The organism is Bacillota bacterium (assembly GCA_030019365.1).
Lineage (GTDB): Bacteria > Bacillota > Sulfobacillia > JACIYH01 > JACIYH01 > JACIYH01.
Genome location: JASEFA010000003.1, coordinates 238,435 through 259,304 on the forward strand (window position 1 = coordinate 238,435; position 20,870 = coordinate 259,304).

The 20,870-nt window shown below is 68.4% G+C and carries 20 protein-coding genes and 1 pseudogene; 15 read left to right on the top strand and 6 right to left on the bottom strand.

Annotated features, from left to right (window positions below):
- Positions 1–17 precede the first annotated feature (17 nt).
- The 12 genes from QME70_07280 (at position 18) to guaA (ending at position 10,878) form a co-directional block, all read left to right on the top strand.
- Positions 18–263, top strand: coding sequence for an AbrB/MazE/SpoVT family DNA-binding domain-containing protein (locus QME70_07280; protein ID MDI6894396.1), 246 nt, complete (start codon positions 18–20; stop codon positions 261–263).
- Complete coding sequence (gene mazF / locus QME70_07285) at positions 263–601, top strand: endoribonuclease MazF (protein ID MDI6894397.1); 339 nt, start codon at positions 263–265, stop codon at positions 599–601. The genes QME70_07280 and mazF overlap by 1 nt, the downstream gene beginning before the upstream one ends.
- A gap of 188 nt (positions 602–789) precedes the next feature.
- Positions 790–984 (top strand): hypothetical protein, encoded by a 195-nt coding sequence (locus tag QME70_07290; GenBank protein MDI6894398.1) that lies wholly within the window; start codon positions 790–792, stop codon positions 982–984.
- 114 nt (positions 985–1,098) lie between these two features.
- On the top strand, positions 1,099–2,373 hold the full coding sequence (locus tag QME70_07295; protein MDI6894399.1) for a molybdopterin molybdotransferase MoeA: 1,275 nt from the start codon (positions 1,099–1,101) through the stop codon (positions 2,371–2,373).
- Between the two features lie 25 nt (positions 2,374–2,398).
- Positions 2,399–4,393, top strand: coding sequence for a molybdopterin biosynthesis protein (locus QME70_07300; protein MDI6894400.1), 1,995 nt, complete (start codon positions 2,399–2,401; stop codon positions 4,391–4,393).
- Between the two features lie 21 nt (positions 4,394–4,414).
- Positions 4,415–5,398 carry a GTP 3',8-cyclase MoaA gene (moaA, locus tag QME70_07305; protein ID MDI6894401.1) on the top strand — a complete coding sequence of 328 codons (984 nt, stop codon included), beginning with the start codon at positions 4,415–4,417 and terminating at the stop codon, positions 5,396–5,398.
- A 103-nt stretch (positions 5,399–5,501) separates the two neighbouring features.
- On the top strand, positions 5,502–6,131 hold the full coding sequence (moaC, locus tag QME70_07310) for a cyclic pyranopterin monophosphate synthase MoaC (protein MDI6894402.1): 630 nt from the start codon (positions 5,502–5,504) through the stop codon (positions 6,129–6,131).
- Entirely contained in the window at positions 6,110–6,622 is a 513-nt protein-coding gene (locus QME70_07315) for a MogA/MoaB family molybdenum cofactor biosynthesis protein (protein MDI6894403.1), read from the top strand. Before moaC ends, QME70_07315 begins: the two co-directional genes overlap by 22 nt.
- Positions 6,623–6,690: 68 nt before the next feature.
- Positions 6,691–7,089 carry a MaoC family dehydratase gene (locus QME70_07320; protein ID MDI6894404.1) on the top strand — a complete coding sequence of 133 codons (399 nt, stop codon included), beginning with the start codon at positions 6,691–6,693 and terminating at the stop codon, positions 7,087–7,089.
- A gap of 242 nt (positions 7,090–7,331) precedes the next feature.
- The gene (locus tag QME70_07325; GenBank protein ID MDI6894405.1) at positions 7,332–8,633 is read left to right on the top strand and encodes a hypothetical protein; all 1,302 of its coding nucleotides are present in this window, start codon (positions 7,332–7,334) and stop codon (positions 8,631–8,633) included.
- Between the two features lie 135 nt (positions 8,634–8,768).
- On the top strand, positions 8,769–9,302 hold the full coding sequence (gene hpt, locus QME70_07330; GenBank protein MDI6894406.1) for a hypoxanthine phosphoribosyltransferase: 534 nt from the start codon (positions 8,769–8,771) through the stop codon (positions 9,300–9,302).
- A 46-nt stretch (positions 9,303–9,348) separates the two neighbouring features.
- Positions 9,349–10,878, top strand: coding sequence for a glutamine-hydrolyzing GMP synthase (guaA, locus tag QME70_07335; protein MDI6894407.1), 1,530 nt, complete (start codon positions 9,349–9,351; stop codon positions 10,876–10,878).
- 82 nt (positions 10,879–10,960) lie between these two features.
- On the opposite strand, the gene QME70_07340 is transcribed toward guaA, so the two are convergent.
- The 6 genes from QME70_07340 to QME70_07365 all read right to left on the bottom strand — a co-directional run bounded on the left by QME70_07340 (position 10,961) and on the right by QME70_07365 (position 17,478).
- Positions 10,961–12,250 carry an MFS transporter gene (locus tag QME70_07340; protein MDI6894408.1) on the bottom strand — a complete coding sequence of 430 codons (1,290 nt, stop codon included), beginning with the start codon at positions 12,248–12,250 and terminating at the stop codon, positions 10,961–10,963.
- A gap of 93 nt (positions 12,251–12,343) precedes the next feature.
- Positions 12,344–13,057: an ABC transporter ATP-binding protein gene (locus QME70_07345; GenBank protein ID MDI6894409.1), complete on the bottom strand. Its 714-nt coding sequence runs from the start codon at positions 13,055–13,057 to the stop codon at positions 12,344–12,346.
- Positions 13,054–13,824 (bottom strand): ABC transporter ATP-binding protein, encoded by a 771-nt coding sequence (locus tag QME70_07350; GenBank protein ID MDI6894410.1) that lies wholly within the window; start codon positions 13,822–13,824, stop codon positions 13,054–13,056. The genes QME70_07345 and QME70_07350 overlap by 4 nt, the downstream gene beginning before the upstream one ends.
- On the bottom strand, positions 13,805–15,139 hold the full coding sequence (locus tag QME70_07355) for a branched-chain amino acid ABC transporter permease (protein MDI6894411.1): 1,335 nt from the start codon (positions 15,137–15,139) through the stop codon (positions 13,805–13,807). Before QME70_07355 ends, QME70_07350 begins: the two co-directional genes overlap by 20 nt.
- Positions 15,140–15,164: 25 nt before the next feature.
- Positions 15,165–16,088 (bottom strand): branched-chain amino acid ABC transporter permease, encoded by a 924-nt coding sequence (locus QME70_07360; GenBank protein MDI6894412.1) that lies wholly within the window; start codon positions 16,086–16,088, stop codon positions 15,165–15,167.
- A gap of 208 nt (positions 16,089–16,296) precedes the next feature.
- Entirely contained in the window at positions 16,297–17,478 is a 1,182-nt protein-coding gene (locus QME70_07365) for an ABC transporter substrate-binding protein (GenBank protein MDI6894413.1), read from the bottom strand.
- A gap of 672 nt (positions 17,479–18,150) precedes the next feature.
- Here QME70_07365 and purE point away from each other — a divergent pair.
- From purE to QME70_07380, 3 genes and pseudogenes are all read left to right on the top strand, one after another.
- Positions 18,151–18,774, top strand: a complete 624-nt coding sequence (gene purE / locus QME70_07370; protein ID MDI6894414.1) for a 5-(carboxyamino)imidazole ribonucleotide mutase — start codon at positions 18,151–18,153, stop codon at positions 18,772–18,774.
- Positions 18,771–20,114 carry an adenylosuccinate lyase gene (gene purB, locus QME70_07375; protein MDI6894415.1) on the top strand — a complete coding sequence of 448 codons (1,344 nt, stop codon included), beginning with the start codon at positions 18,771–18,773 and terminating at the stop codon, positions 20,112–20,114. Before purE ends, purB begins: the two co-directional genes overlap by 4 nt.
- A pseudogene (locus QME70_07380) lies at positions 20,115–20,834 on the top strand (phosphoribosylaminoimidazolesuccinocarboxamide synthase).
- Positions 20,835–20,870: the final 36 nt, after the last annotated feature.

Below are 20,870 nucleotides of genomic sequence, written 5' to 3' on the forward strand. Positions count from 1 at the left end.
TCTTCCCGGGAGGTGGGGTGAAGGTGATCTTGAGGGTTCAAAAGTGGGGAAACAGTCTCGCATTGCGTATCCCCAGGTCGTTTGCCGAGGAAACGCATCTGAAGTTCGGCTCGCCCGTAAAGATGGTGGTCAGTGACGGCAAGATCGTAATAGCCCCGGTATCCCCGGAGTATCAGTTGGAGGAGCTTGTCGCACAGATTAACGAATCCAATCTTCATGGCGAAGTAGTGGCCTCCAGCCGCGCGGGACGGGAGTCGTGGTGATGGCCAGCCGGTATGTTCCCGACAGGGGACACGTAGTCTGGCTCACGTTTCATCCGCAGGCGGGCCATGAGCAGTCTGGAAGGCGACCTGCGGTCACCGTATCACCCCGCTCGTACAACGGGAAGACAAATCTTGGGATTTTCTGTCCGGTCACCTCTCAGGTCAAGGGCTATCCGTATGAAGTGCGGGTCCCCGCTGGACTGGGCGTCACCGGTGTCATCCTGTCCGATCAGGTGAAGAGCCTGGATTGGGAAGCAAGGGAAGCGGAGTTCATCTGCGCGTTACCGGAACAAACGGTCTCTGAGGTCCTGGCCAAGCTCAGGACTCTGATCTCCTGACCGGGAACCTCGAGGGGTGGCGGCCGGGGGCCACATCGGGGAGAACCACCAGAAATTGCAGTGGCCAGGCAGTTATTACAGAGGTATACTGCACGCGGGAGTCGAAATACCTCGCTGAGCATAACGCTCGCCGCGCGCGGCGCCCAGGTGCGCATGGCGCCCGGGGATCGAGGCGGAGGCGTGAACCCGTGAAGACTGATGCGGAAACCGGGATGGACCGGCTGGCGGAGGCCGTGCGGCAGGCGGCCGGGGACGGCAGGCTGCCCTGCGCCCGCGCCTTCGAACTGGCCCGCGAACTCAGGGTGCCCCCGGCGCGGGTGGGGGAGATGGCTGATCGCCTGGGGATCAAGATAGTCGCCTGTCAACTGGGGTGCTTCCGCTGATGGGCGCCGTGCATCGTCGGGCGGTGTAGGGCCATCCGATGGGCGGTGACGCCCCGGGCCGCCCGAGCGGTGAAAGGTGGGTCCGTCCGGGAGACGTGAAATGCGAGCCAGGCGGTGAAGCAGGTCTTGTTCTTCAAGGTGGTCACGGCTCGGGAAGCCCAGCGGAGCGTGCTGGAGGTCTTGGGGTGGCGCGGCGGGGACTCCGGCGGGACGTCCCTGACCCGGGCGGTGGAGCACCTGGCGCTTGAGGGGTGTGCGGGCAGGGTGCTGGCCGCCGACCTGGTGGCGGCCGAGGCTGTGCCCGGCTTCCCGCGGTCCACGGTGGATGGGTATGCGGTGCGGGCCCGGGACACCTTCGGTGCCAGCGAGGCGCTGCCCGCGTACCTGCTGCTGGCGGGCGAGTTGCGCATGGGCGAGGCGGCGCAGAAGGCACTGGGTGAAGGAGAGTGCGTGGCTGTGGCGACGGGTGGCGCACTTCCCGACGGCGCCGACGCCGTGGTCATGCTGGAGCACACCGAAACGCCCGGCGACGGCACCGTGGCCGTGATGCGCCCGGTTTCGCCGGAGGAAAACCTGGTGCGCCCTGGCGAGGATGTGCGGGCGGGCCAGGTAGTGGTGCAGCAGGGGCAGGTCCTGCGCCCTCCCGACCTGGGGGTGGCCGCCGCCCTGGGGTACACCGGTTTGCCGGTGTTCGCCCGTCCCCGGGTGGCTATTATCTCCACGGGGGACGAGCTGGTGCCGCCGGAGGTGAGGCCGGGGCCGGGCCGGGTGCGGGACGTAAACGCGTACGCGCTGGCGGCGGCCGTGCAGGGGGAAGGTGGTATCCCCCGCCTGCTGGGGATCATACCCGACGACCGTGAGGCCCTCGACCGCGCGCTCGGGGAGGGGCTGGAGACTGACTGCGTGATCGTATCCGGGGGAAGCTCGGTGGGCGCCCGGGACCTGGTGGGGGGGGCCATCGCCTCGCTGGGCGAGCCCGGCGTGCTGGTACATGGCGTGGCGGTGAGGCCGGGCAAGCCGGTCATCGTCGCCGTGACCCGGGGCAAGCCTGTGTACGGGCTGCCGGGCCACCCGGTGTCGGCCCTGGTCACCTTTTACCTGCTGGTGCGCCCCGTCATCCGCTACCTGGCGGGTGCCGATCCCTTCCCGTTCGAGCCGACCGTGCGGGCTCGGCTGGGGCGCAACCTGGGCTCCCGGGCGGGCGTGGAGGAGTACGTGCGGGTTTCCCTGTCCCGGGAGGGCGGGCAACTGGTCGCCCGCCCCGTGCTGGGGAAGTCGGGGCTGATCTCCACCCTCGCGCGGGCCTGGGGCCTGGTGCGCATCCCGGCCGAGGCCACCGGCCTGGCCGAGGGTGAGGAAGTCGAGGTCCTGCCCATCCCTCCCCTGTGAGGGCGGGGGGACGGAGGTCTGCGAGGTGCGCAAGGACGTCTATCTGAAAACGGTACCCTGGTGGGAGGCGCGGGCGCTCTTCCTGGAGACCGCGCTGGGTCCGGGACGGCATGCCCGGACGGAGGCAGAGGTCATACCGACGGCTGAGGCGGTGAGCCGGGTGACGGCGGCGCCGGCGTTCGCGGTCATGTCCTGGCCCCACTACCACGCCGCCGCCATGGACGGGGTGGCGGTGTGCAGCCGTGACACCGCGGGTGCGAGTGAATCCAACCCCGGGTGGCTGAGCCGGGAGCAGTACGACCCCGTGGATACGGGCGACCCCCTTCCTCCCGGCCGCGACGCCGTCATCATGAGCGAGGAGCTCCACCCCCTGCCCGACGGCCGCCTCGAGGTGATCGCCGCCGTCCCTCCCTGGGACAATGTGCGCGCCGTAGGGGAGGATGTGGTGGCGGGTGAGATGGTGGTTCCCGCCGGGCACCGCCTGGGCCCTGCCGACGTGGGGGCGCTGCTGGCGGCGGGGGTGGTGAGGATCGCCGTGCGGGGCCGCCCCCGGGTGGGGATCATCCCTACGGGCGATGAGCTGGTACCCGTGGGGAAGGCCGTGGCCCCGGGACAGATCCCCGAGTTCAATTCCGCCATCCTGGCCGGGATGCTGGGCGAGTGGGGGGCGGTGCCCGTGGTGTACCCCCCGGTGCCGGACGACCCCGGCGCGGTGCGGGACGCCATGGTACGGGCCGCCGCCGAGTGCGACCTGGTGCTCACCATCGGAGGGTCGTCGGCGGGCTCGGGCGACTACACCGCGCGCGCCATGGCCGAGTGTGGCGAAGTGCTGGTGCACGGGGTGAACACCCGCCCGGGCAAGCCCGTCGTGCTGGGCTTAGTCCGCACCGGCGCCGCGGGTGGAGACCCCGCCGTCGCGGCGCACGGGTCGGTTGCGGACGAGGTGCGCGGCGCCCGCGGGCCGAGGCCGGCGGTGGGTATCCCCGGGTATCCGGTGTCGGCGGTGCTGGCCATGGAACTCTTCGTGCGGCCCCTGGTGGTGACCCTGCAGGGGCTTCCCCCTCCCACGGCGGAGGTGCTGCGCGGGCGGCTGACGCGACGGCTGGCCTCGGCTGCGGGGGTGGAGGAGTTCGTGCGCGTACGCGTGGGCCGGGTGGGTGACGAGTGGGTGGTGGCACCCCTCTCGCGGGGGGCCGGACTCACCACCAGCCTGGTGCGGGCGGACGGGTGGCTGGTGGTGCCCGCCGGTGTGGAGGGATTTGCGGAAGGGCAGGAAGTGGAGGTGCAACTCCTGCGGGGCCGCGATGAGATCGAGGGGTGCCTCCTGGTGACGGGGAGCCACGACCCCGCCCTGGACGTGCTGGGGAGCCTGCTGGGCGAGCGGCACCCCGGCCTGGGACTGAGCTCGGGCAACGTGGGTAGCCTGGCGGGGCTGGTGGCGCTGGGAAGGGGGGAGTGCCACGCCGCCGGGTGTCACCTGCTGGATCCCGAGACGGGCGAGTACAATGCTCCCTACGTGCGGCGGCTGCTGCCCGGGCGCCGGGTGCTCCTGTTCCCGCTGCACTTCCGGCAGCAGGGCATTATGGTGGCACCGGGCAACCCCAAGGGCATCCGGGGGATCGAAGACCTGGCCCGCGCCGATGTTTCCTTCGTCAACCGCCAGCGCGGGTCAGGGACGCGTGTGCTGCTGGACTGGCTGCTGGGGCAGAAGGGGATTTCCCCGCACCGGGTGAACGGTTACGGGCGGGAGATGTTCACCCACGCCCAGGTGGCGGTGGCGGTGGAGAGCGGCACCGCCGATGCCGGCCTGGGAGTGCTGAGCGCGGCGAAGGCGCTGGGGCTGGATTTCGTCGCCGTGGCGGAGGAGCAGTACGACCTGGCCTTCCTGCCCAGGACCACGGAGGATGGCCGGGTGCGGGCGCTGATGGAGGTGGCACGCAGCGAGGCGTTCTCCCGAGCTCTGGAGGTCATGGGCGGCTACCGCCCCGCCACCGGCGACGCCCGTGAGGTTGGCCCGTAAGAAGGTTGGGAGGGCAATGAGGTGAAGGACGGGTTTGGGCGGGAGATAAACTACCTGCGGATGTCGGTGACCGACCGCTGCAACCTGCGCTGCCGCTACTGCATGCCTGAGCAGGGGGTGCAGCCCATCGCCCACGCCGACGTCCTCCGCTACGAGGAGATCGAGCGGCTGGTGCGGGTGGCGGCCCGGCTGGGGTTCTGGCGGGTGCGGGTGACCGGCGGTGAACCCCTGGTACGTAAGGGGCTGGCGGGGTTCGTAGCCCGCCTGGCGTCTGTCGCCGGCGTTGCAGACGTCTCCCTCACCACCAACGGGATCCTCCTGGCCGACCTGGCCGGCGAATTGCGGCGGGCGGGGTTGCGCCGGGTGAACGTGAGCCTGGACACCCTGCGGGAAGACAGGTTCGCCTGGATCACCCGGCGCCCGGAGTTCCGGCGGGCCTGGGCGGGGATCATGGCGGCGCTGCGGGAGGGCCTGGTGCCGGTCAAGGTGAACGTGGTCCTGATGGCCGGGTTCAATGACGACGAGGTGGAGGATTTCGCCCGCCTCACCAGGGAATACCCCCTGTGGGTGAGGTTCATTGAACTCATGCCCCTGGGCAACAACGGGCTGCACGGGGAGTCCCGGTACCTGCCGGTGGCGTCCGTCTGGCCCCGCCTCCAGACGCTGGGGCCCCTGGAGGAAATCCCCTCCTCGGCCGGGGACGGCGGTGGACCCGCCCGCTATTTCACCTACCGGGGTGCGCCGGGGAGACTGGGCCTGATCACCCCCCTCAGCCAGCACTTCTGCGGGGACTGCAACCGCCTGCGCCTCACCTCGGATGGGCGCCTGAACCCGTGCCTGGCGGGACTGGGGGAGGTGGACGTGCGCGGACCCCTGCGCACGGGCGCCACGGACGATGACCTCGCCAGCCTTATCGCCCTGGCCGTGCACCAGAAGCCCGAGGAGCATCACATGGCCCCGGGGGAAGTGGCCTGCGATCGGCAGATGTCCCGCCTGGGCGGCTAGGCCCGCGGGTGACGGGCGGCGCATGGTGCCGCGGTGTGGACGGGGTACGGGCAGCCGGGCAAGGGCGATGAGGCGCGGTGCGACTGAGAGGAGGGAGAGGCCGGTGGGCGAAGAGGGCGCGCGGCTCAGCCACCTGGACGAGGCGGGGCGCGTACATATGGTGGATGTGTCAGGGAAGGAGGCGTCGGTCCGGGTGGCGGTGGCCCGGGGCCGGGTGACCATGTCGCGCCGCACCCTGGACCTGGTCCGGCAGGCTGCCCTCCCCAAGGGGGACGTGCTGGCGGTGGCACGGGTGGCCGGTATCATGGCCGCCAAGGAGGCATCCCGGCTCATCCCCCTGTGCCATCCCCTGCCCCTGGACCACATCCACATCGACCTGCGTCTTCGCGACGGGGGCGGGGCGCAGGGCGCCGCAGAGGGAAGGCCAGAGGGAAGGGGGCAGGGCGCCGCAGAGGGCGACGCAGAGGGAAGGCTAAAGGGAAGAGCGGAGGGAAGCTCAGAGGGTTGGGCGGAGGTGCTCATCCAGGCTACGGTGCGAGCGCGGGCACCTACCGGCGCCGAGATGGAGGCCCTCACCGCCGTGATGGGAGCGGCTCTGGCGGTTTACGATATGTGCAAGGGCGCGGACAAAGGTATGGTCATCGGCGAGGTGCGCCTGGTCCGGAAAGAGGGAGGGCGCAGCGGCCGGTGGGAACGGGAAGGTGAAGAGCTGTGGCCCTGCAGCGACGAATAAGAGCGGGAATCCTCACCGCCAGCGACAGTGCCTACCGGGGCGAACGCCAGGACGAGAGCGGGCCGGTGATCGCCGCCATCCTGGAAAAAGCGGGCATGGAGATCGTGCACCAGAAGGTGCTCCCTGACGATAAGGGCGCCCTGGCGGTGGAACTGAAGTACATGGCCGACGGGCTGGGTCTGGACGTCGTCCTTACCACCGGGGGCACGGGCCTGGGGCCGCGGGACCGCACACCGGAGGCCACCCGCGCCGTCATTGACCGGGAGGTACCGGGCATCGCCGAGGCCGTGCGGGCGGCCGGGCTGCGCAAGACACCCCACGCCATGCTCTCGCGGGCCGTGGCCGGGGTGCGGGGCAGCACCCTCATTGTGAACCTGCCCGGCAGCCCCCGGGCCGCGCAGGAGAACCTGGAGGTGTTGATGCCCGCCCTGGGGCATGCGGTGGAGCTCCTCCAGGGTACGGCCGTCGACTGCGCCCGCCTGCGCCGCTGACGGCGCACTTCGCCCGTGGCAGGGACGGGGCGCGCGCTGGGCGAAGTTGCCACCGGGAGGTGGCCCGGGTGGAATTCGAGGTGGGGCAGCGGGCTTCCGTTTCACGCACCGTTACGGAAGCCGATGTGGTCAACTTCGCCGGTGTGAGCGGTGACTTCAATCCCGTGCACGTGGACGCCGAGTACGCCAGGGCCACCCGCTTCGGCCAGCGGGTGGCTCACGGCCTGCTCACGGCCAGCATCATGTCGTCCGTCCTGGGCATGCAGATTCCGGGTCCCGGAGCAATTTACCTTGGCCAGACCCTGAAGTTCCTCAAGCCCGTGTTCATCGGGGATACCGTGACCGCGCACGTGGAAGTCACCGGGTGGACGGTCGAAAAGCGCAGGGTGATCCTGAACACCTGGGTGGAAGACCAGCGCGGCGAAAAGGTCCTGGAGGGCGAAGCCAACCTGCTGGTCCCCGCCTGAGCGGTGCCCCCGCCAGCACCCCTGGCGGAGGCCCGACCGGCCGGAGCGCCGGATGCCCCGGACATGGTGACCGGGGGCCCCGGGCAAGGTGCTCGTACGCGATACCCCGGGTGCGCAGCCGGGCCGTTGTAACACGGGTGTCGCATAATTGTAAGGCGGCGTTACAGGCATGAAGACGCTGTCCCGCTAAGCCTTATGTAAACAACGCGCGAGATGCGGGCGTTACGGCGGGAGCGGGGCAGATGGGATCTGGCAGGAACGTGGCATCCGTCGCTGCCATGCTCGCAGCAGTGGGAATGTTGCTGGGAGGCGTCTGGGCCTACCCGCGGGTGCCCTGGTTAGGCGAAATGCCTTCCCGGTTGGAGATTGCCGGCGAGACGCTGCTGGGCACCCTGGCCGGTGACCGACTGTACCGCGCTGCGCCTGCCGGGCCTGCCTGGCGCCCCCTTGCGGGCGCCCGGGTCGGCGCTGCCGAGGCGGCGCCCCGGCTGGGACCTGAGGCAGCGGCTGCTATGGCCACCCGGCTGGAGGAGGCCATATCCCATCAAGCAGACTGGCTGCTGGCCTGCCGCACCGCGAGCGGCACTTTCGCCGTGGCCCCGGGCGCAGACCTCATCGTCCCCTACTTCGCCAACCAGGCGGCCTGGTCACTCCTGCCCGAGTATCCCAGGGAGGCAAAGGCGCACCTGGAGTGGTATCTCAGTCACCTCAACCGGTCGGACCGGTGGGGTCTGGCGGGTACGGTGTATGACTACCGCATCGAAGCAGACCGGGAGGTTCCCACGGGGTCGTACGATTCCGCCGATGCCTATGCCGCCACCTTCCTCAGCGCGGTGGCGCGTTACTGGCAGGTGACCGGCGATACCCACTTCGTACAGGATCACCGGGCCGAGCTGGACCTGGTGGCCGGGGTCATCGTAGCGCTGCAGGACACCGACGGGTTGGCCTGGGCGCGACCCGGGCATTGGGTCAAGTACCTCATGGACAATGCCGAGAACTTCCAGGGCCTCAGCGACTACGGCTGGTTGTTGGGCAGGCTCGGGGATGGGGATGCCGCCCGCTATTGGGCGGGCCGGGCCGAGACCATACGGGGCGGTATCAGACAGGTGATGTTCAATCCGCGGCGGGGCGACTACTACTGGGCGGTCAAGATGTCGGGGACCAGGCGCCTGCCCAACTGGCGGCAATGGTATCCCGACGCCGTGGCCCAGCTCTTCCCGGTGCTGTGCGGCGTGGAACCCCCCGACAGCCGCATCTCCCGCGCGGTGTACCAGCGGTTCGTGCATTTCTACCCGGCGTGGGCCGCGCGCCCCCGACCGGGTCGTTCGCCCTGGGGCGTGATCACCCTCGTGGCCGTCACCATGGACGATACCGCCGACCTGGAAGCCGGCCTGGCTTCCGCGCGGGAAATCCCGGCGCGGGCTCCGTTCTGGCATGCCGGCGAAGCCGCCTACCTGCTGTCGGCCGCCCGCCTCTGGCTTTCCCACCTTTCGCCTGCCGCGGAAATCCAGCCGGGCGTTTCCGGAAGTGTGGTCGAGCGGTAGCCTCGGCAGATCCCTGTCGTGGGGTGGGGAGCAGGACGGGCCGGCACTCGCGACGAAAGCTATGGAAAAGCGCGGGAAACCCGGTCTTCGCTGGGTGCCGGGCTGCTGCGGCGAACAGTAGCAGAGGGGGCAGTTATGGAAGGGCATAACGTGTTGATCAGCGCGGAGGAGATCGAACGCCGGGTGAAGGAGCTGGCGGAGGAGATCTCGCGTGACTACCAGGGCAAGGAGCCCCTCCTCGTGTGCGTCCTCAAGGGCGGAGTGATCTTCCTGGCCGACCTGGTGCGGCACCTAACCGTGCCGGTGAACATGGACTTCATGGCGGTGTCGAGCTACGGGCAAAGTACCATCACCTCCGGGCAGGTGCGCATCATCAAGGACCTCGACACCAGCACCGAGGGCCGCCACGTCCTGCTGGTGGAGGACATCGTGGATACCGGGCTCACGCTGTCCTACCTGTGCGACATTCTGCTGGCACGGGATCCCGCCAGCCTCAAGGTTTGCACGCTGCTCGACAAGGCCGCCCGTCGCAGGGTCAAGGTTCCCGTTGACTACGTGGGGTTCGAAGTGCCCAATGTATTCCTGGTGGGGTACGGGCTGGATTACCGGGAGCGCTACCGGGAACTGCCGTACATCGCGCGCCTGGAGGCCGAGCCGGAAGATGGCTGAGTCCGCGTGGGGGTGAATCTGGGACAGGGTGACGGGGGGTCAACGGATGGACGTCATACTGGTACTGGACTTCGGAGCCCAGTACGCCCAGCTGATTGCCCGGCGGGTCCGCGAGCAGGGCGTTTTCAGCAAGATCGTGCCGGCCACCTGGCCGGCTGCGCGCATCCTGGAGGAGAGGCCGGCGGGGCTGATCCTGAGCGGCGGGCCTGCCAGTGTCTATGCCGGGGGTGCACCCCACCTCGACCCCGACCTGTTGCGGGCGGGGGTACCGGTACTGGGGATTTGCTACGGCATGCAACTGCTCGCCTTCATGCTCGGGGGCGGGGTGGCACGGGGCGAAAGGTGTGAGTTCGGACGGGCCCAGGTGGAGGTGCTGGACGAGGACGACATCCTGGCCGGCCTGGGCCCCGGTCCCCTGGACGTGTGGATGAGCCACGGCGACCTGGTGCGGACGCCCCCGACGGGATTCCGCGTGCTGGCCCGCACGCCCGTCACGCCCGTGGTGGCCATGGCCGACAGCGGCCGTCACCTTTACGGGGTGCAGTTCCATCCCGAGGTGGTGCACACTCCGCGCGGGAAGGAAGTACTGGCCAACTTCCTGTTCCGGGTGTGCGGGTGCCAGGGGGACTGGACGACATCTTCCTTCATCGACAGCGCGGTGGAGCGGGTGCGGGAGCAGGTGGGCGATGGGAGGGCGGTGTGTGCCCTCTCCGGAGGGGTGGATTCGGCCGTGGCCGCGGCCCTCACCCGGCGGGCCATCGGCGAGCGCCTCACCTGCATCTTCGTGGACACCGGACTGCTGCGGGAAGGCGAGCCGGAGCAGGTGGTGAGCGTGTTCCGGGACGTTTTCGGGTTACCCCTCATTCACGTGCGGGCGGCCGGCCGCTTCTTCGCCGCCCTGCGCGGGGTGATCGACCCCGAGGTCAAGCGCCAGCGCGTCGGCGAACTGTTCGTGCGCATCTTCGAAGAAGAAGCTGCCCGGCTGGGGCCGGTTGAGTTCCTGGTGCAGGGCACCATATACCCCGATGTGATCGAGAGCGGGACGGCCACGGCGGCCACCATCAAGACCCACCACAACGTGGGCGGACTGCCCGAGCGCATGACCTTCCGGCTGGTGGAGCCCTTACGGGAGCTGTTCAAGGACGAGGTGCGCGCGGTGGGAGAGGCTCTGGGACTGCCCGAGACCCTGGTGCGGCGCCATCCCTTTCCCGGGCCGGGACTGGCGGTGCGGGTGGTGGGGGAGGTAACCCCCGATAAGGTGGAGGTCCTCCGCCGGGCCGATGCCGTCGTCGCCGAGCAAATCCGGCAGGCCGGGTGGTACCGCCGGCTGTGGCAGGCGTTTGCGGTGCTGACGGACACCCGCTCCGTGGGGGTGAAGGGGGATGCCCGCGCTTACGGCTGGACGGTCGCCGTGCGGGCGGTGGAGAGCGAGGACGCCATGACCGCAGACTGGGCGCGCCTGCCCCACGACCTGATGGAAGCCATCTCGACCCGGATCGTCAATGAGATCCCGGCCGTCAGTCGGGTGGTGTATGACATCACGTCCAAGCCGCCCGCCACCATCGAGTGGGAGTGACGGGACGATCCGGCCGTGGGAGCGACTGCCTGAGTGGCGGGCGGGAGTTGCCGGCCGGTTGCCCCGTTGGCTGGGGGGCGGATCAGTGAGTATCGCTGATGTGGGGTTCCCGTGGGGCCTGCCCGTCCGGGAGAGTCCGCGCCGGCTCGCGTACGGCGATGGACACCCATAGCAGGTTGGCCAGCATGAGCAGGCCGGTGAACAGGAAGATGGCCCGCAGCCCGAACGTGGCCACCACCACGGCGCCCAGAACGGGTCCCAGGAAGTTGCCCATGAAGGTGGCGCTTGAGGTGAGGCCGTAGGCGGTGGCCCTGCGCCGGCGGGGAGTGAGGTGGCCCACCAGGGCATTGGCCGTGGGCAGGATGCCGCCCACGAACATCCCCAGGCCGAAGCGCAGGGCCGCCAGTTGCCAGACCTCACGGACCAGGGCCTGGGGGAGGACGAGCAGAACTGCTCCCGCCGTGGCCAGAGTTAGGGTGGGTTTGCAGCCCAGGGCATCGGCTCGCCTGCCCAGGAGAGGAGCGGCGAGAGCACTGCCCAGGCCGGCGGCGGCGAACGCTATGCCGGCCAGCGTGGCGGCCCGGTCGGGGTCGCCGGTGAGCTCCAGCACGAAGAGGGAAAGCTGGGGCCCGGCGCTGGAGTTGGCCACCTGGGCCATGAGCAGCACCCCGAATACCGCCAGCAGCCCGGGTACGGCGGCCACCCCGCGCATCTGGGCGCGCAGAGGTTCTGCCTGCTCACGCGCCACTGGCACGAAATGCTCCCGGACGAGGACTGCCATCAGCAGGCAGGCCCCCAGAGACAGGAGGCCCGTGATCAGGAATGTGCCGCGGTAGCCGATGGCCGCGGCCAGCACTCCCCCGAGCAGGGGGCCGAACACGATCCCGGCCAGCTGCCCGGTGGAGAGGATGCCGAGGGCGTACCCGAGGAGGTGGGGAGGGGTTCCTGCACCCACCAGGGCCACCGCAGCAGCGCCGAAGCCGCTGAACAGTCCCATGAGGAGGCGTACCGCCAGCAGCTGATGGACGTTGCGCACCAGGGCAGCCAGCATGCTGAACACGCCCACGGCGGCGGCGGCCCGCAGGACCATCACCTTGCGGCCGTGGCGATCCGCCAGCGCGCCCCACACGGGGGACATCAGCGCGGCCATGAGCATGCTGGCCGACTGGATCGCCCCCGCCCACAGTTCCACCCGGCGCATGTCCTGGATGCCCAGGTCCTCATGGATGAACAGGGCCAGGAAAGGCATGAGCAGCTGGATGGCCGCCATCAAGACGAACTGGCCGGCGCACGCCGCATAGAGGTTGCGCCGCCAGTGTGGAAAGCTGCCCCGTGCTTCAGTGGTTGCTCCCGCAGTTGTTCCGTTGCTCATGCTCCATAGAATACTTCGTGCGGCGAGATTTCTCCTCCTGATACGTGTTAACCCCCGCTGGCCGCGACCCCCGGTCCGGGTGTGGCGCGTCTCTCAGCCGCCCAGGTAGGCTTTCTTGACGTCGGGGTTGTCCAGGAGCTCCTGGGAGGTGCCGGCGAGCACCAGCCTGCCGTTTTCCAGCACGTAGCCCCTTTGGGCGAACTTGAGCGCCATGCGGGCGTTCTGCTCCACCAGGAGGATGGTGGTCCCCTCCCTGTTCATCTCGCCCAGGGCGTCGAACACGTTCATCATGAGCAGGGGAGCCAGGCCCATCGATGGCTCGTCCAGGAGCATCATCCTCCGCCCGCTCATGAACGCCCTGGCCACGGCGAGCATCTGCTGCTCGCCGCCGCTCAAGGTCCCCGCTTTCTGGGAGATCCTCTCTTTCAGGCGCGGGAAGATGGAGAAGACCCGCTCCAGGTCGCGGTCGATCTGCTGGTGGTCCTTGCGGGCGAAGGTGGCCAGCCTCAGGTTTTCCATAACCGTCAGGTTGTCGAAGAGGCGCCGCCCTTCGGGGACGTGGGATATACCCAGGTGGCTCACCACCCTTTCCGGCGGGTACCTGAGCAGGTTCTCCCCCCTGAACGCGATCTTGCTCCCCGGTTCTGCCGGCACCAGTCGGGAAATGGCGCGCAGGGTCGTGCTCTTCCCCGCCCCGTTGGCGCCGATGATGCACACTATCTCCCCTTCCTCCACGTGAAAGGTGATCCCGTGCAGGGCGGCGATTCTGTCGTAGGAGACGCGCAGGTTTTCCACCGTGAGCATCAGGTCACCACTTCCTTGCCCAGGTAAGCTTCGATCACCACGGGGTTATTGCGGATCTCCTCCGGTGAACCCTCGGCGATCACCTCTCCGAAGTTGAGGGTCTGGATGGTCTCGCACAGATCCATGACCACCCGCATGCGGTGCTCGATGAGGAAAACGGCCATCCCCAGTTCCCGGTGGATCCTGCGGATGATATCGACCATCTCCATCATTTCTTCGGGATTCATACCCGCGGTGGGTTCGTCCAGGAGCAGCAGCTTCGGGTCTGTGGCCAGAGCCCGGGCGATTTCCACCCGGCGCTGGGCCCCGTACGGCAGCTCGGTGATCACCTTTGGCGCGAACCGTTCCACCCCCAGCATCCTGAGCAGCCCGTACGACCTCTCTTCGATCTCGGCCTCCTGCCGGTGCCGGCGTGGGGTGGCCAGAAAGGCTCCTGCCAGGCCGTAGTTGATTTTGGAGTAGTGGGCCAGCCTGACGTGATCCAGGACGGTCATGTGCCTCCAGAGCATCATGTTCTGGAAGGTCCGGCCTACACCCAGGGCGGCAATGCGGTGCGGGGGAAGGCCGGTTATGTTCCCGCCGTCGAAGATGATTTCCCCGCGGGTGGGCCGGAACACGCCCGTGATGAGGTTGAAGATGGTGGTTTTGCCCGCCCCGTTGGGCCCGATCAGTCCCTTGATCTGGCCCGTCTCGATGCGCAGGTGGTACTCGTGTACCGCCCGCAGCCCGCCGAAGTAGTGGGTCACGCCTTCAACGTCCAGGAGAGACATATCCCGCCCCTTCCTCCCGCCTGCGCCTGGGGCCCAGGAGCTTGATGATATCGAAATCCCGGAAGGCGATGAGCCCGGTGGGGCGGAACACCATCACCAGGATGAGCAGGACCGGGATGAGCACCCACTTCCATACCTCCAGCGGGCGCAGGGCTTCGCTGAAGAGCGTGAGGCCCAGGCCGCCGGCGACGGACCCGACGACCGAGTTCAGCCCCCCGAAGTACACCATGGCCAGCACTTCCGCCAGCTTCTGCGCCCCGAAGGTAGCCGGGTTGATGTAGCTCACCACGTGGGCAAACAGCCCGCCTGCCACCCCCGCCCAGAAGGCGGCAAACAGGAAGGCCACGATCTTGGTGCGGCGGGTATCGACGGTCATGGCCTCCGCTGCCATCTCCCCGTCCCGCACCGCGTTCAGTGCCTTGCCCAGGGTCGATCGCACGAAGTTGCTGATCACGGCAATGCACAGGATCGTCCAGAGGAATATGGTGGGAAGGCCTGCCCAGTTGGGCTGGTTCATGAAGCCGCGCGGCCCTCCCACGATCTCCAGGTTTTCGAAGAGGCTCTTGACCACGAACGTGAAGGCCAGCGTGATCACGCCCAGGTAGTCCCCCCGGGCTCTGAACGAGGGGATGGCCACGGCCAGGGCTCCCAGGGCCGCCACCAGGCCGCCCGCCACCAGGGCGAGCGGGAAAAGGAAGGGGCCCAGGGCGGGCGGGAGCAGCGGCGCTCCGAACACGTCGTCTTCCACGAAGCACAGCACGGTGAGGACAGAGGCCGTGTACGCACCCAGGGCCATGAAGCCGGGGTGGGAGCAGGAGAACTCACCCATATAGCCGTTGACCACGTTCAGGCTCAGGGTGAGCATGACCGCGATCAGGGCCAGCCGGGCCACCAGGTACCGGTAATCGCTGAGGCTGCACCACAGGTGAATGCTGGCGTACAGCAGGGCCAGGTGGATCACCATGCTGAGGGCCGGGCTGCGCAGCAGCCGGCCGGCCAGCTCGTCTGTTGCCTGCGCCGTGGCCAGGGCCACGGCGAACGCGGGCAGGAGATAGACGAGAAGCAGGTACACCAGCGTGCCGGGAATGTGCTGGGGAGCCTTGAGCATCACTTCGAACCCGAAGAGAACCGGGATGCGACCCAGTCCCAGGGTCAGGGCCAGGGGCAGGCCGAACAGGAACTCGGAGATGACCGCCGCCAGCGCCCCCAGCAGCCATCCCAGGAGGGGCACGTTCCCCAGCAGGCTCAGAGCCCTGCTTATGGTGGGGCGGGTTGACACGTCGGGCGTCGACAGATGCTGCGGAGGAATTGCCATAGCATGATCCCCTCGCCTTCCCGCGTCACAGCCTCAGGCGGGCACTGTACGGCTCTCCGAAGAAGCCGTAGGGCCTGAAGGTGAGGATTACCAGGATCACGGAGTACGCGATGAGATCGCGCAGCGTGGAGGGGAAGATCACCGCCACGAATATCTCGATGAAGCCGAGCAGGAAACCCGCCAGGGCCGCGCCCAGGACCGATCCCCTGCCCCCCAGGATGGCGGCCACGAACGCCTTCCAGCCCACCAGCATCCCCATGTACGGTTCCAGCACGGGGTAGGCCTGGCCGAAAAAGACGCCTGCCACCGCGGCCAGGGCCGAGCCCAGGCCGAAGGTGAGGGCGGCCATGGTGTTTATCGGTACCCCCATGAGGGGGACGACGAAGATGTCGACTGCCATGGCCCGCATGGCCATGCCCCACTTGGTGCGTCGTACGAACTGATCCAGGGCGAGCATGAGGAGAAGGGAGATGACGACGATCATGATCTTGGTGTTGGTTATGCTGACGCCCGCCACCTGATACGAGGTGGCGTCGATGAGGGCGGGGAAGCTGCGCCTCTTGGCGCCCAGGAGCGCCAGGTTCAGCGTCTCGAAGGTGATCCCGATCATCAGGCCCGTCAGGGCTGCGGACGCCCGCGGCGCCCCGCGGAGCGGGCGGTAGCCCACTCTTTCCACGAGCATGCCCACCACGGCAGTGAGCAGCATGGCCAGGAGGAGGGTCAGCACCAGGATGAGCCAGCCGGGCAGGGCCAGCGCCCCTGCCGAGCTCAGAACGAGCAATCCCGTGGCCACGAACAATCCCATGTAGGCACCCACCATGAAGATGTCGCCATGGGCGAAGTTGAACAGCATGAGCACGCTGTACACCATGGAGTAGCCCAGGGCGATCAGGGCGTAGAAGCTTCCCCATTGCAGGGCGTTTACCACATGCTGCAGGAGGTAGGCCATCGCGTCCTCCTTCCCAGCTCCTGCCAGGCATCTCGGGCGGCCTGGCGGCACGGTGTCGGGCACCTTTCAGGTATCGCACTGCCCGGCCGGCAGGGCCGCAGGGTGACAGCCCTGCCGGCCGGGACACGCACGCAACACGTGGGCAGGTCCTGCGGGCGGTCGGCCGGAGCCGCTGCTGTTGCTCGGGGACTCCGGGCCGGTGGCCCGCTCACTGGGGGCTGACGAACTTGTAGAACTCGAACTCCCCGGTATCGCTGATCCTGACGATCACCGCCGCCTTGATGGGGTCGCCCTCTTCCGTAAAGGTCATCTTGCCGGTGATGCCGTCGAAGTCCTTGATGGCGGCCATGGCGTCGCGCACGGCCTTCCGGTCGGCGGCCAGGTCGCCGGTGATCTTGCCGGCTGCTTTGATGGCTGCCTCCAGGATGCGTATGCTGTCCCAGGTCAGGGCGGCCACGTCGTCGGGGACTTCACCGTACTTGGCCTGGAAGCGGTCGATGAACTCTTTGGTGGCCCCCTTGGCGCCGGCGGCCGCGTAGTGGGTGGTGAAGAAGCACCCGTGGCAGAGGGGTCCCGCCAGCTTGACCAGCTCGGGCGAGCCCCAGCTGTCGCTACCCACCACCGGCCTGGTGAAGCCCAGCTCCCGCGCCTGCTTGAGGATGAGGGGGACCTCGTCGTAGTACTGGGGGGTGAAGAGGAACTCCGCTCCAGAGGCGATGATCTTGGTCAGCTGGGCGCTGAAGTCCCTGTCCTTGGTCACGAAGCTCTCGAAGGCCACCACCGAACCCGGGCCGTGTATTTCTTCCCATGCCTTCTTGAAGAACTCGGCCAGTCCCTTGGGGTAGTCGCTGGCCACGTCGTACAGCACCGCCGCCTTGGTGAACTTGAACTCCTCGGTGACGAAGCGCGCCACCACGGGGCCCTGGAAGTCATCCAGGAAGCAGGCGCGGAACACCCAGGGCCGGTTCTTGGTGGTGCGCGGGTTGGTGGACCAGGGGCTGATCATGGGGCACTTCTGGTTGTTGCACACTTCGCCCGCCGGTATGGCCACCTTGGAGGCGTTCGGCCCCACGATGGCCAGCACCTGGTCCTGGGTGATGAGCTTGGTGGCCGCTGCCGCTGCCGACTCCGGCTTGGACTCGTTGTCTTCGATCAGCAACTCCACCTTGTACTTCTTGCCGCCGACCTCCAGGCCGCCCGCCGCCTCGATGTCCTCCAGCCACATTTGGGCAGCCCGCTTGCAGCTCTCGCCGACCTTGGGAATGTCGCCCGTTAGCTCGGCGTTTACTCCGATCTTGATGGTGGGTGGGGCTCCGCGTCCGGCGCATCCCGTGCTTATGAGCGCGGCTGCCATGGTGAGGACGGCGAGGGCAATGAGCATCCTGCGCATACTCATCCCCTTCCTTCCTGTGGCAGTGATATGCCCCTCTCGGGAGGGGCTGATCAGCCCCTACCGATCGGTGTTGGTTCCTTTCCCAAGAGATGGACTGCGCGTGTGGTGACCCGCTGGCGGCCGCTGCGCAGTCGGATCCCCCACTGATGCTGTGCCGCCTACGCCCGAACTCTGGCCTCCTTCGCGCACGGCAGATTGACCCCCGTCAACCGGTTGCTCACTTACTGAACAGCGTGGTCAATGCATACCAATGCACCCTACTTCATGCATACGATTCGCCGCCCGCCCGGTGTTTCCTGCTTATGGCTATCCTGTCACTTGCCTTGACGGGGGCGGCGGGGCTGGGATATGATGTTCGTGGACAACCGCATCGTGGCGGGGGAAAGTGCGCCTAGGGTTCCGCGCCCACTCTGGCCCGCGCCGCACAGGGCAGGACCGGGAGCGGGCGGCCGTGACCGAGCGGCGCAGGCGCCAGCGGGGGTGGTGCCCGGTGACCGCGACTGGACGGCAGCGCGCCGCTCCGGGCTTACAGCCGGGCCCTCATCTTTGGGGCGCTACACCACGGGAGAAAAGCCCAGGTGGGTAGGTTTCCGCTCGCGAAACCTATCCCCTGGGCAAGCTGTTTAGGAGTTAGGAAGCGTGGTGAAGGGGAACACGGGGGGTGCAGGCATGGGTGGCGCAGGCATGGGTGGCGCAGGCGACCGGCCCCGGGTGGCCCTCGTGGTGGGGAGCGACTCCGACCTCCCCCTCATGAAGGAAGCGTACGACTTGCTCACCGCCTGGGGGGTCGGCTGCCGGGTGCTGGTGGCTTCCGCCCACCGCACTCCGGACGAAGTAGCCTCGTTTGCCCGGGGGGCAAGGGACCGGGGATTTGAGGTGATCATCGCCTGCGCGGGGCTGGCCGCTCACCTTCCCGGGGTGATTGCAGCCCACACCACCCTTCCCGTGATAGGGGTGCCGCGGGCGGCGGGCGGCCTGGGGGGCCTGGACGCGCTTCTCTCCATCGTGCAGATGCCTCCCGGGGTGCCGGTGGCCTCCGTGGGCCTGGACGGAGCCAGGAACGCGGCTCTGCTGGCGGCTGCCATCCTGGCCGTCAAGGATGACGGTGTCCGCCAGCGGCTGGAGTCCTTCCGCCGTGAGCAGGCGGCCGCCGTCCGGGAGAAGAACGCCCGGCTGGCGGACCTGGGGATGGCTCCCGCCGGAGGGGAGTTGCCGGCCGGCCCGGGCGTGGGGTCCCCCCGAGGGGAAGCGCCCGGTGGGTCCGGCGTGGGGCTCGCGGGGGTGATGGGGTGATCGCGCGTTACACCCGCCCGGAGATGGGGCGGTTGTGGTCCGATGAGAACCGGTTCCGCAAGTGGCTGGAGATCGAGGTGGCGGCCTGTGAGGCGTGGGCCTCCCTGGGAGTCGTCCCCGAAGATGCGGCCCGGCGCATCCGGGAGCGGGCCTCCTTCTCGCTGGATCGGGTGCGGGAGCTTGAGCGCCAGGTGGATCACGAGGTCATCGCCTTCGTCTCCGCGGTGGCGGAGACGGTGGGGGAGGACGGCCGGTACCTGCATTACGGTCTCACCTCTTCGGACGTGATGGACACCGCCCTCTCCTCCCTCGTGGTGGAGGCCCTTGACGTCAGCCTGCAGGGCCTGGACGGGCTGGCGGGGGTGGTGCGGGACAAAGCCTTGCGTTACAAGGACACGGTCATCATGGGACGCACCCACGGGGTGCACGCCGAGCCCACCACCTTCGGCCTGAAACTGGCCCTGTGGTGGGCAGAGCTGGGCCGGCACCGGGAACGGTTGCTGGAGGCCCGGCGCCACATCGCCGTGGGCAAGCTCTCCGGGGCGGTGGGCAACTTCGCCCACCTGGACCCGCGGGTGGAGGAGTACGTCTGCCGGCGCCTGGGCCTGGAGCCGGCGCCCATCTCCAGCCAGGTGCTGAGCCGGGACCGGCATGCCCACTACCTGTGCACGCTGGCCAACCTGGCCGCCTCCATCGAGAAGTTCGCCCTGGAGATCAGGGGTCTGGCCCGCAGCGAGGTGCGCGAGGTGGAGGAACCCTTCCGCCCCGGGCAGAAGGGATCGTCGGCCATGCCCCACAAGCGCAATCCCATTTTGTCCGAGCGCATGTGCGGGCTGGCCCGCCTGGTGCGCTCTTATGCCATGGCTGCCCTGGAGAACGTGGCGCTGTGGCACGAGCGGGACATCTCCCATTCCTCCGCCGAGAGGGTGATCATCCCCGACGCCACCACGGTGGTCGACTACATGCTCCACACCTTCACCCGCGTGGTGGAGGGCATGCGCGTGTACCCGGAGCGGATGGCGGCCAACGTGTATGCGGGAGGCGGACTGGCCTTTTCGGAGCGTGTGCTCCTGGTTCTGGTCGACCGGGGGATGAGCCGCGAGGAAGCCTATCAGGTGGTGCAGGAGCTGGCGCTGCGGGCCCTCGATACCGGGGCTTCCTTCCGGGAAATGGTGGAGGCTGACCCCCGCGTGATGCGGGTGCTGGATGCCTCCCGGGTGGCGGAGTGCTTCGACCTGCGGCCTTTCCTGGCCCGGGTGGACTACATCTTCCACCGCCTCGGCCTCCTGGAGGGACCCACGGGTGCTGTCGTGACGGGGGACGGCCACGGGTGGCGGTGAATGCTGGCATGGAGGTGGGACGAGGTGAAGGTGCGGGAGCTGTACCGGGGCAAGGCCAAGGTCGTGTGGGCGACCGATGACCCCGAGCGGGTGGTGATGGAGTTCACCGATGCAGCCACGGCGTTCGACGGCGCCAAGCGGGGAATCATCTCTGAGAAAGGGCGCCGCAATGCCACCATGTCGGCCATCCTGTTCCGCTACCTGGCAGAGGAGGGGATTCCCACCCACCTGATCGACCAACTGGCCCCCAACGAGTTGCTCTGCCGGAAGCTCACCATCGTCCCTCTGGAAGTGGTGGTGCGCAACATCGCGGCGGGCGGGATTTCCCGGAGGCTGGGGGTAGCGGAAGGGAGGCCGCTGGCCCGGCCGGTGCTGGAGTTCTCCTACAAGAGCGATGCCCTGGGGGATCCCCTGGTCAACGACGACCAGGCGCTGGCTCTGGGGCTGGCTACCCCGCGCGACCTGGAGGAGATGCGGGATATGGCCCTCACGACCAATGCCCTGCTGCGCCGCTTCCTGGGGGTGCGGGGACTGGAGCTGGTGGACTTCAAGCTGGAGTTCGGCCGCTACGCCGACGGGAGCCTGCTGCTCGGGGACGAGATATCGCCCGACACGTGCCGCCTGTGGGATGCGAGCACCCGTGAGAAGCTGGACAAAGATCGCTTCCGCCGCGACCTGGGCGGGGTGGAAGAAGCGTACGAGGAGGTCCTGCGCCGCCTGCAGGAAGAGCCACAGGGCGCTGGGGATCAGGCGGGG